At 64.1% G+C, this 9,480-nt stretch carries 10 protein-coding genes; 5 read left to right on the top strand and 5 right to left on the bottom strand.

The window, feature by feature from the left end; genetic code table 11:
- The 4 genes from H5T60_07760 to tatA all read left to right on the top strand — a co-directional run.
- The coding region (locus H5T60_07760) for a hypothetical protein (protein ID MBC7242326.1) at nucleotides 1-450 on the top strand (450 nt) is incomplete at its 5' end.
- Nucleotides 447-1,940, top strand: a complete 1,494-nt coding sequence (locus H5T60_07755; protein MBC7242325.1) for an oligosaccharide flippase family protein — start codon at nucleotides 447-449, stop codon at nucleotides 1,938-1,940. The genes H5T60_07760 and H5T60_07755, both read left to right, overlap by 4 nt.
- On the top strand, nucleotides 1,937-3,442 hold the full coding sequence (locus H5T60_07750; GenBank protein ID MBC7242324.1) for a radical SAM protein: 1,506 nt from the start codon (nucleotides 1,937-1,939) through the stop codon (nucleotides 3,440-3,442). The genes H5T60_07755 and H5T60_07750 overlap by 4 nt, the downstream gene beginning before the upstream one ends.
- A 116-nt stretch (nucleotides 3,443-3,558) precedes the next feature.
- The gene (gene tatA, locus H5T60_07745; GenBank protein ID MBC7242323.1) at nucleotides 3,559-3,783 is read left to right on the top strand and encodes a twin-arginine translocase TatA/TatE family subunit; all 225 of its coding nucleotides are present in this window, start codon (nucleotides 3,559-3,561) and stop codon (nucleotides 3,781-3,783) included.
- 101 nt (nucleotides 3,784-3,884) lie between these two features.
- Here the strand turns inward: tatA and H5T60_07740 are convergent, their stop codons facing one another.
- The 5 genes from H5T60_07740 to H5T60_07720 all read right to left on the bottom strand — a co-directional run bounded on the left by H5T60_07740 (nucleotide 3,885) and on the right by H5T60_07720 (nucleotide 8,562).
- Nucleotides 3,885-4,541, bottom strand: coding sequence for a thioredoxin family protein (locus tag H5T60_07740; GenBank protein MBC7242322.1), 657 nt, complete (start codon nucleotides 4,539-4,541; stop codon nucleotides 3,885-3,887).
- A 90-nt stretch (nucleotides 4,542-4,631) separates the two neighbouring features.
- Nucleotides 4,632-5,645: a hydrogenase expression protein gene (locus H5T60_07735; GenBank protein MBC7242321.1), complete on the bottom strand. Its 1,014-nt coding sequence runs from the start codon at nucleotides 5,643-5,645 to the stop codon at nucleotides 4,632-4,634.
- Nucleotides 5,646-5,964: 319 nt separating this feature from the next.
- Nucleotides 5,965-6,255 carry a hypothetical protein gene (locus H5T60_07730; protein MBC7242320.1) on the bottom strand — a complete coding sequence of 97 codons (291 nt, stop codon included), beginning with the start codon at nucleotides 6,253-6,255 and terminating at the stop codon, nucleotides 5,965-5,967.
- On the bottom strand, nucleotides 6,252-6,557 hold the full coding sequence (locus tag H5T60_07725) for a DUF2007 domain-containing protein (GenBank protein ID MBC7242319.1): 306 nt from the start codon (nucleotides 6,555-6,557) through the stop codon (nucleotides 6,252-6,254). The genes H5T60_07730 and H5T60_07725 overlap by 4 nt, the downstream gene beginning before the upstream one ends.
- The gene (locus H5T60_07720; GenBank protein ID MBC7242318.1) at nucleotides 6,544-8,562 is read right to left on the bottom strand and encodes a hydantoinase/oxoprolinase family protein; all 2,019 of its coding nucleotides are present in this window, start codon (nucleotides 8,560-8,562) and stop codon (nucleotides 6,544-6,546) included. Before H5T60_07720 ends, H5T60_07725 begins: the two co-directional genes overlap by 14 nt.
- Before the next feature lie 281 nt (nucleotides 8,563-8,843).
- Here H5T60_07720 and H5T60_07715 point away from each other — a divergent pair.
- Nucleotides 8,844-9,480 (top strand): response regulator (locus tag H5T60_07715; GenBank protein MBC7242317.1); only part of this gene is annotated, 637 nt, incomplete at its 3' end.

Here is a 9,480-nt window from a genome sequence, read left to right as displayed (position 1 = left end):
CCCGTGCGGGGGACGGTGGACCTCCGCCGGCGGTTCGAAGCCCTGGGTCTGCGCTTCGGCGTGGATTATGTCGCGGTCTATGATTCCACCATGGCGCGCTTCTGGTATCCCAACCCGGAGAGCCGGCCGCGCATCCGGGAAGTCCTCCAACAGTGCCAGGAGGGCCGGCTTCTGACCGGGGAAGACAAGGCGCGCTACGGCATCGCCTTTGCCGGCGACCGCTACGGCCAGGATATTTTCCTCCTGCAGACCGGGCTGGTCCTCCATCCCTCCCATATGTCCCGCCGCGTCCTGCATGCCATGCACGGCTATGACCCGGACGACCGCATCAACGACGGCATATTCCTGGCTTCGGAGCGGCCGGCCATCATCCCGGAAGCCATCACCGACCTGTTCGCTCTGCTCCTGCGGGCGGTGGGACTATCTTCGCCGGCGGAGGTGAAAGGATGAACCCCTCCGCGCAGGCGCTGGCACGACAGCTAAAGGAGCGCGCCATCAAGGGCATCGGGGTGGCAGTGGGAGTCGCCGGCCTCAGCCGGCTTCTCTTCTTCCTCCAGCAGTTGCTCCTGGCACGCCTGCTCCCCGCAGAGGCCTTCGGCCAATATGCCTTCGCCATGATGGTCGCCGGCCTCCCTGCCCTGCTGGTCAACCTGCGCGGCGCCGAGGCCGTCATCCAGAGCGAGGATGACGACGGCCGCTTCCATGACCTGGTGGATACTGCGTTCACGCTCCAGTTGATCCTAGCGTTCATTATGGCGCTCCTGCTGATTGCCGGCCGCGGGCTTCTCGCCGCCCTGCTGGACAAGCCCTATCTTGCGCCTCTGCTGGCGGCCATGTCGCTCCTGCTTTTCACCTCGACGGGAGGGCCATCGGCCAACACCGGGCCTCTGATGCTGCCGGCCGCCCTGCTGGAGCGCCGGCTGGAGTTCGTGCCGGCGCGCCTGCCCGAACTGGCCAATGTCAGCGTCAACCTGGCCGTCAGCCTGGCCCTGGCGCTTCTCGGACAGGGGGTCTGGAGCCTGGTATGGGGGTTCGTCGCCGGCTCTTTCTTCCAGGCCCTCCTGCTCTGGAGACTGGCCCACTTCCAGCCGCGCCTGCGCGTCTCGCGCCCGGTCCTGCGGCGCTATCTGGGCTTTAGCTGGCCCCTGTACCTCAGCTACATCCTCAGTTGGGGCTACCTGAACGCCGATTACTTCTTCGTCGGCCGCTGGAAGGGCGAGGCGCGCCTGGGCATCTACTACATGGCCTTCACGATCTCCCAGCTCCCGCTCCAGGCGCGCTTTATCCTGAGCCGGGTTGCCCTGCCGGCCTTTGCCCGGGCACGACAGGAGCCGGCGCTCTTACAGCGCACCTACGCGCTCACTACGCGCTACGCCCTGGCCGCCGCCGGCCTCGCCGCCGGGGTCGGCATCGGATTGGCAGAGCCGGCCGTGCGCCTCCTGCTGGGCGAACGCTGGCTGGCGGCGGCGCCGGTACTCCAGATCCTCTTGCTCTCGACCTTCTTCCGCCTGGGCTTCGGCTTCAACGGAGAACTGCTCATCAGCCTGGGCCGCACGGACGCCTTTCTTGGGGCCACTGCCGCCGCGCTCGGGACACTGCTGGCCCTGGGGCCGGCGTTCCTGCGCCTTTGGGACATCCCAGGCATGGCATGGGCGGTAACGGCTTCCTCGCTTGCCAGCGCCGCCGTTTCGTGTATCATAATCGCCAGAGAGCTGAAAATAGCCTACGCCGGCCTCATCGCGCCGGCATTGGTCTGTACCCTGCTGACGGTCCCGATAGGACTGCTCACCGCTCCCCATATCCAGGGCATCATGGGACTGATCAGCGCCGGCGCGGGGCTTGTGGTCCTGTACTGCGCGGCCTTCCTGGCGCTCTTTGAGCGCAGGACCACGCGCCGGCTGTGGGCATACCTGGGACGCTCGCACAGGAACGCACCATGACCGAAGAACGGCCGTTTCCGGCATACCTGGCGCAACTGCGGGTGCTGATGTTGAACCCGCCTTTCCTGCCGCGCTTCTCGCGCGCCCAGCGCAGTCCGGCGGTCACCAAGAGCGGAACGCTGTACTACCCCATCTGGCTGGCGTACGCGACCGGCGTGCTGGAGGACGCCGGCTGTCAGGTGCGGCTGATCGACGCGCCGGCGGATGGCACCACACTGGAGCAGTTGCGCGAACTGGTCGCGACGTGGCAGCCCCATCTGCTGGTCACGGATACCAGCACCCCCAGCTTTGACAACGATATGCGGGTGGTGCAGGAGCTGAAAGCCGTTCGGCCGGCCGTGTTCTGCGTCTCCGTCGGCCCGCACGTATCCGCTCTGCCGGACGAGGCGCTGGCAGGCGCGCCGGCGCTCGACGCCGTCGCCCGGCATGAGTACGAATACACCCTGCTGGAGCTGGCAAAGACGCTGGTGGCCGGCGGGCCTCTGGAAGGGGTTGCCGGCCTGAGCTTTCGCAAGGATGGCGCCGTCATCCACAACCCCGACCGCCCATTTATCGAAGACCTGGATACCCTGCCCTTCGTGACGCGCGTGTATAAGACGCACCTGAACCCCCTGCACTACTTCTATGCCATCACCCCCTATCCGCAGGTGGCCATTGTCACCGGTCGCGGTTGTCCGCACCGCTGTGTGTACTGCGTCTACCCCCAGACCTTTCAGGGCCGGCGCTACCGCTACCGCAGTCCGGCCAACGTCGTGGCGGAATTCGAATACATCGCCCGCGAGCTTCCCTACATCAAGCACGTCTTTATCGAGGATGACACGCTGACCGTAAACCGCGAGCGCTGTCGCGAGCTGGCAGAGCGCCTGCGCCAGGCGCGCACCGGGCTGACCTTCACCGCCAACTCACGCGCCGATGTGGACTATGAGACGCTGAAAGCGCTCAAAGCCGCCGGCTGTCGCATGCTCTGCGTCGGGTTCGAGAGCGGCGATGATGAGGTCCTGCGCCAGATTCGCAAGGGCATCACCACCGAGCAAATGAAGCGCTTCATGCGCGATGCCCGCCGCGCCGGCATCCTGGTGCATGGCTGTTTCATGGCCGGCTGTCCAGGCGAAACCCGCCAATCTCTGGCGCGCACCCTGCAGTTGGCCAAAGAGCTGAACCCCGACACGGCGCAGTTCTTCCCGCTGATGGTCTACCCCGGCACAGAGGCCTACGCCTGGGCTGAGCGCAGTGGCTATTTGCGAACACGAGATTTCCGCCGCTGGGTGACCGAAGAGGGACTGCACAACTGCGTGGTGGACCTGCCCGGCCTGCCGGCAGAGGAGCTGGTGGCCTGGTGCGACGAAGCGCGCCGGCAGTTTTACCTGCGGCCGCGCTACATCCTTTCCAAACTCACCCAGATCACGAGCCATCCGGACGAATTCGTGCGAGTGGTGAAGGCGGCGCGCTCGTTCCTCCCCTTCCTGTTCCGGCCGCATGCGCGCCGGCGCGCCGGCTGTTGAGACATCCGCTCTGCGCGGCCCCGGATAATTTGCCTTTCCCTGCCGGCGGGTGTATAATGCGGCCAACTGGTACGACCAATGAGCAGTGAGATCACACGAGCTGGAGGATATATCCCATGCCACAACTGGGTGTGCCTGAACTGATCATCATCCTGGTGATCGTGCTGATCCTGTTCGGTGCCGGCAAACTGGCCGAGGTCGGCGGTGCGTTGGGGCGCGGCATCCGCGAGTTCCGCAAGGCCAGCCGCGAGGTTGAGGAAGCGGGCAAAGAGGTAGAGGCCGAAGCCAAGGCCGCCTCGGCAGAAGCTTCCCAAGAGGCCGGCGCTTCCGAGGAGAAGTAATCCCGCCGGCGTTCCCAACTCCATCCCCAAAACGCTACCGCCCCGTGTACCATCACCGGGATGATACACGGGGCGTGTATTGCGTGTAGAGGAAGCCGGCGTCAGCTTTTGGCCGGCCGCACCGCCTCCAGGATCTTCTCCAACAGCATACCCTCCGGCGCCGCGCCCTCAATATGCACCTTCTCATTAATCACGGTGCGCGGCACGCCCTGCACATGGTATTTCTGTCCCAGGTGCGGGAACTCGATCACCTCGACGCCATCGGCGCGCACTTTATCGCTCTCGATGGCCATGCGGTGCGCCAGGTGCACCGCGCTGGGGCAGTACGGACAGGTCGGCGTGACGAAGACCTGCAGATGCACCGGGCTCTCCAGCTTCGCCAGCGCCTCCTTCGTCTTCTGCGAAAGCCCCGACTCCCCTTTGGAAACCGCGATCATCGTCTCAATAAGGCCCGTGAATTCATATCCCGAGGGAATGCCGTAAAAGCGGATGCCGTAATCCTTGGTGCCGATGATGGCGATGGCGGGGATTTTGTCAATGCCGTACGCCTCGGCCTTGTCCTTGTCGGTAACGAAGTTATAGACCTCCACGTGCACGCGCGGGGAAATTTCTCCCAGCTCCTCCACCAACTGCCGGGTCTCGCGGCAGAACTGACACTCAAACTCCTGGGTGAACATGACCAGCGTCACGTCATGGACGAATTCCTGGTCGAACATCTTGCGGATGGTCTCGCGATCTTCCTTGCCAATCAGTGCCATAGGAACGCCCTCCTCTGTTTTTCATGCATACCCCGTATGGGTATCTCTACTATACCATACCCCTGGGGGGTTGTCAAATTCTGGAGAGCGTTATTCCACCAGGCGGGCGAATTCGTCGCGGGGGAAGCGCGGGAGAGGCTGGTCCCCGCCGGCATCCCTCAACCACACCCCCTCGCCCGCCGGCAGGACCTCGCCAATACAGCGGGCCACAATGCCGGCCTCCGCCAGCACCCGCACCGCTTCCTCCGCCTGCACAGCCGGCACCGTCGCCAGCAGTGCCCCCGAGGCGATCAAACCCAGCGGGTCCAGCCCGAAACGCTGGCACAGCGCCTGCGTCTCCGCCAGTATGGGTATCGCGTCCCGGTACACGCGCAGGCCCACGCCGGCGGCCGCCGCCAGCTCCCACAATGCCGTCGCCAGCCCCCCTTCGGTCGGGTCGTGCATGGCGTGCACATCCACATGCTGACGCAAAAGGCGCGCCTCGCGCACCACGCTGATGCCCGGTTCGTGAAGCATCTGCCGACAGCGCCGGAGAAAATCAGCGGGGAACTCGCCGGCCAGCATCTCCCCCTTCTCGCGAGCGATCAGCGCCGTGCCCTCGATGGCAATGCCCTTGGTGAGGATGAGCGCATCGCCCGGCCGTGCGCCGCCGGAATGCACCAGCCTGGCCGGCTCCACCTCCCCCAGCATCAGCCCCACCAGGATAGGACGATCCAGATCGTAGGTGACTTCGGTGTGCCCGCCGCACAGCGTGATATCCAGGGCCTGGCAGGCCTCGGCGAGCTGGGCGAAGATGGACTCCGCCATTTCTGCGTCGGCAGTGCCGGCCGGCAGTAACGCTGTCACCAGGAACCACTTCGGCACGCCCCCACTGCAGGCGATGTCGTTGGCGTTCACGTTGACCGCATACCAACCGATCTCGTCCGTGGCAAAGGTGATGGGGTCGGTCTTGGCCACCAGATAGCGCTCGCCGAAGTCAATGACCGCGGCGTCCTCCCCCACCCCTGGCCCGACGATGACGCGGCTGTTGGGGCGGGTGTACTTGCGCAGCAGTTCCTGGAGCAGTTCCGCCGGCAGTTTGCCCACTGGCAGAGGATTCGCCATGTGTTTCCTCCTAAAATGATAACCTTCCACACAAGGTAAAAGGCCTCTCTCGAAGCCGAGCGAGGCCTTTTACGTCTCTCTGCGCCGCAGCGTCTCTTCTACCGGATTTCAGCAGGAGGTGACGCTACGGCGCAACGCATGTTACTATTACACATGTGTGGCATCACCTCCTTTTCCGTGGGATGGCGACGGAGGGGAAAAGGAGTGCGCCGTTGACACGCCTTTTCACACCTAACCTCATTATCGCACAGAATACGCCGGCGGTCAATACCGCACGCCGGCCGCGTGCACTCACCAGGGCATTGGTCCGCCCATCAGCTCATTTGGGGTACGTCTGGGCCAGATAGCGCACGACCGCTTCGATCTCCTGGGCGGACAGCGCGGCGCCCTTCCCCACCATCCGCTCGACCGTGGCCTTCCAATCCGCCTCGCTCTTGCGGGACTGCCGCACGCGATCCAGGGAATGGCATCTGGTACACCGCTCCTCCAACAGCTTTTTGCCGTCCAGGGCCGGCACAGCCGTGGCGAAGGTTCCAGGGTGGGCGTGGGAGACGGTTGTACCGCCGGGGTAGTCGCCGGGGCTTCGGCCGGCGTCGCGGCGTGGATTCACTCGAGTATGTCGCTGATGTCGGAAATCTCCGGAAAATCGTCCGAGTCCTCGGTGAGGGGTTTCTCTAATTCCACCAGCAGGGCGCGTGCTTCGTCGGCATATTCCGCCGGCACCAGCACCCGCACCTCCCCCAATCCATCCACCGTCAGCCCCATGACGATGCCCAGGCTCTCATACTGGAGCAGGACGGGGATGCCGGCCGCCTCCAGCTTCGAGCGGATCACCTCCGCCCGAAGCTGGCCCGACGCGATGTACACCACCTCTAGTCCGCTGGAGTCCTCGTCCACATTACTCCCTCGCATTCTCGAAGACGATGAGCCGCGGCCGGCCCACCGCCGTGAAGATCAGGTCACTGCCCAGATAGAGCTTATCGCCCCATCCAGAGGCCACCTGGACATACTGGTGGTTCTCCTCCACCTGGATCTCCACCTTATCCGCGCCGGCCTCACGCGCCCGCTGTTCCGCCAGCCGGCGCCCTACCGACATGGCGTATTCCCTCGCCTCCTCCAGCAGGCCGAACTCCCACACGCCCTCGGGACTGTACAGCCGCACCTTTTCGCCGCCGTCCACCGGCGCGATCTGCAAGCGCACCGTTTGAATGACACTGCCCGATACGGCGCCGATGGCATTGGCCAGGCCGGCGTGCTCGGGAATGCTCAATTCGGTATGCAGTAGCTCGGCGACCCGCGGCATGTAGATGCGCACCGGCGCGCCGATAGCCACCAGGTGCAGGTTGACCTTCAATGTGCATTCCAGGCTGGTATTCTCCCGGTCATTCTGCAAAGCGTTTTCGATGAGGAATGCCCCGACGCCGTCGGACTGCTCCAGCTCCAGGCCGCGCTCATCCGCCAGCACCTTGGCGAGGATCTCGCGCGCGATCTTGTCCGAGGTGCCGGCCACGACGCGCCGACAGAATTCCTCTACGGACAGGCCGGCCATGCGCGAAAGGATTTTGGCCCCCAGCTCCGCGGCCTCGTTGTTCCAGGCGTTGTACATGCCCAGCACGTGGGTGGCATCGGTGGGGGTAAAGCCGGCGCGCAGGAGATACCCCTTGTCCTCCCATTCTTTGAGATAACCCAGATAGAGCCGGCGGAATTTGCCCTTGGATGTGAGCTGATAGAGGGAGCGCGGGCCTTTCTTCAGCTCCTCCAACAGCTCCACTTCCACCTCGTCCAGCGTGCGGCCGTTCGTGGGGACAGGGCGCACCGGCACCATGAATTCCACCGCCAGCTCGTCATACGTGTCCAACAGCATATCCTGCTTGCGCAGTTCCAGCAGGACCTCCGGATGTTGTGCGGCCAGGATGGAGAGCGGGATGACGCGGCGGGGGCCGATGGCGATTTCCCGCTCCCTGCTGACGCGCACATAGCTGTCCCCGCCGATGCCGGCGGTGCGCATATCCACCGCCTCCACCATGGTGCGCCATCTCCCGACGCGTGCACCCTCGGGGTTGATGCCGGGCCGGCCGTTCCGCAGGACCGCGATATCGGTGGTAGTGCCCCCGACATCCACCACCAGCCCATCCTGGATCGCGACCAGGTGCTTTGCGCCGATGACGCTGGCCGCCGGCCCGGAAAGAATGGTTTCCACCGGGCGCTGTTTGGCCATTTCCACGTCCATCAAGGAGCCGTCACCGCGCACCACCATCAATGGGGCGCGAATGCCGCGCTCCGCCATCGCCTGCGCCACCGAATCCATCAGCGAGCGCAGGAAGGGGATCAGGCTGGCATTGAGCGCCACGGTAGTGGCGCGGCGGATGGAGTTCAGGCGGGTGGTTAATTCATAGCCGCAGGTGACGGGCAGGCCGGTCAGCTCTTCCACCATCTGGCGGACGATCTTCTCGTGGGCCGGGTTGCGGGTGCCGAAATAGCCGGAAATGGCAAAGGCCTCGACCCGGTCCTTCCATTCGAGGATTGTTTTGCGGGTCAGCTCCAGGTCCAGGGGTTCTTCCTCGTTGCCGTTGAGGTCATGCCGGCCGGGGAGGAAGACGAAATTATCGGTCACCAGGTCCCGCTGAAACCCGTAATCATACACCAGCTCTTTATCATAGCCGAGGAGCAGGAGACAGATCGGGGCACCCTTTCCTTCCACGATAGCGTTGGTAGCCAGAGTGGTGGAGATCGCCACCAGGCTGATGTTTTTGGCATCGTTCTCCAGCACAGCGTCCATGGCGTTGCGGATGCCGATAGCCAGGTCCTCTTTGGTGGTCAGTGCCTTGGCGCCCCGCAGTACCTCCCCGGTATCGTAATCCACGATGACGGCATCGGTATAGGTACCTCCGGTATCAATGCCCAGAGCTAGTGCCATATTTCACAATATCTCCTTTCCATATCGTGTATCTACGCACAATATATCCTTTTCGGACAGTATACTACAAACCTGAAGAATTTTCAAGAGGGGGCTGGAACGCCGGCGCCGGCCAAGACCGCCTATATATCGGATAGGATGCGCTGGACATGCAAACGCACTGATGCGGCGAGAAAAACCTTTGCACGCTTCCCCTATCATGGTATAATCAGAAAGACAAGGCGCCAACACACTCAGAAGCACAAGCCGCTTCAGGAAAAGTAGCGAACTGGCGAGGGGACATGGCCAACGAACAAAAGGACAGGATCCTAGTCGTTGACGATAACAAGCTGAAGCTCGTGCAGGATAAGCTGGGAGCCGCCGGCTTCGAGGTCTTCACCGCCGAAAGCGCCGAACAGGCCAGCGCCATCCTCCCGTCCGTCAAGCCCGACCTCATCGTCCTGGATGTCATGATGCCGGGCATGGACGGCTATGAGTTCTGCCGCCGGCTGAAATCCGCCCCTGAAACCTCCCCCATCCCCGTCATCATGCTCACGGCGCGCGGCGACATCAGCGAAAAGGTGCGCGGCTTCGAGGCCGGCGCGGACGACTACATCGTGAAGCCCTTCGATCCCACCGAGCTGGCCCTGCGCATCCGCGCCCTGCTCACCCGGGTGCGGTCCGCGCGCGGCCTGGCGCCGGCCCCCTCCCCCGCCGGCCACATCTTCAGCGTCTTCTCCCTGCGCGGCGGCTCGGGCAAGACCAGCCTGGCGGTGAACCTGGCCCTGGCCCTTGTCCAGCTCTGGAGCGCCGAGGTCGCTCTGGTGGACCTGGCGCTCGAGGCAGATCATGACGCCATGATGCTCGACCTGCGCCCCAAATACACCTGGGCGAATCTGGCGGAGAAAGAGCAGGCCGAAATTGACGAGGACGTGGTGC

This window comes from Anaerolineae bacterium (assembly GCA_014360855.1).
Lineage (GTDB): Bacteria > Chloroflexota > Anaerolineae > JACIWP01 > JACIWP01 > JACIWP01.
The sequence above is the reverse complement of the archived record's forward strand: the minus strand, read 5'-3'. Positions and strand labels throughout refer to the sequence as shown.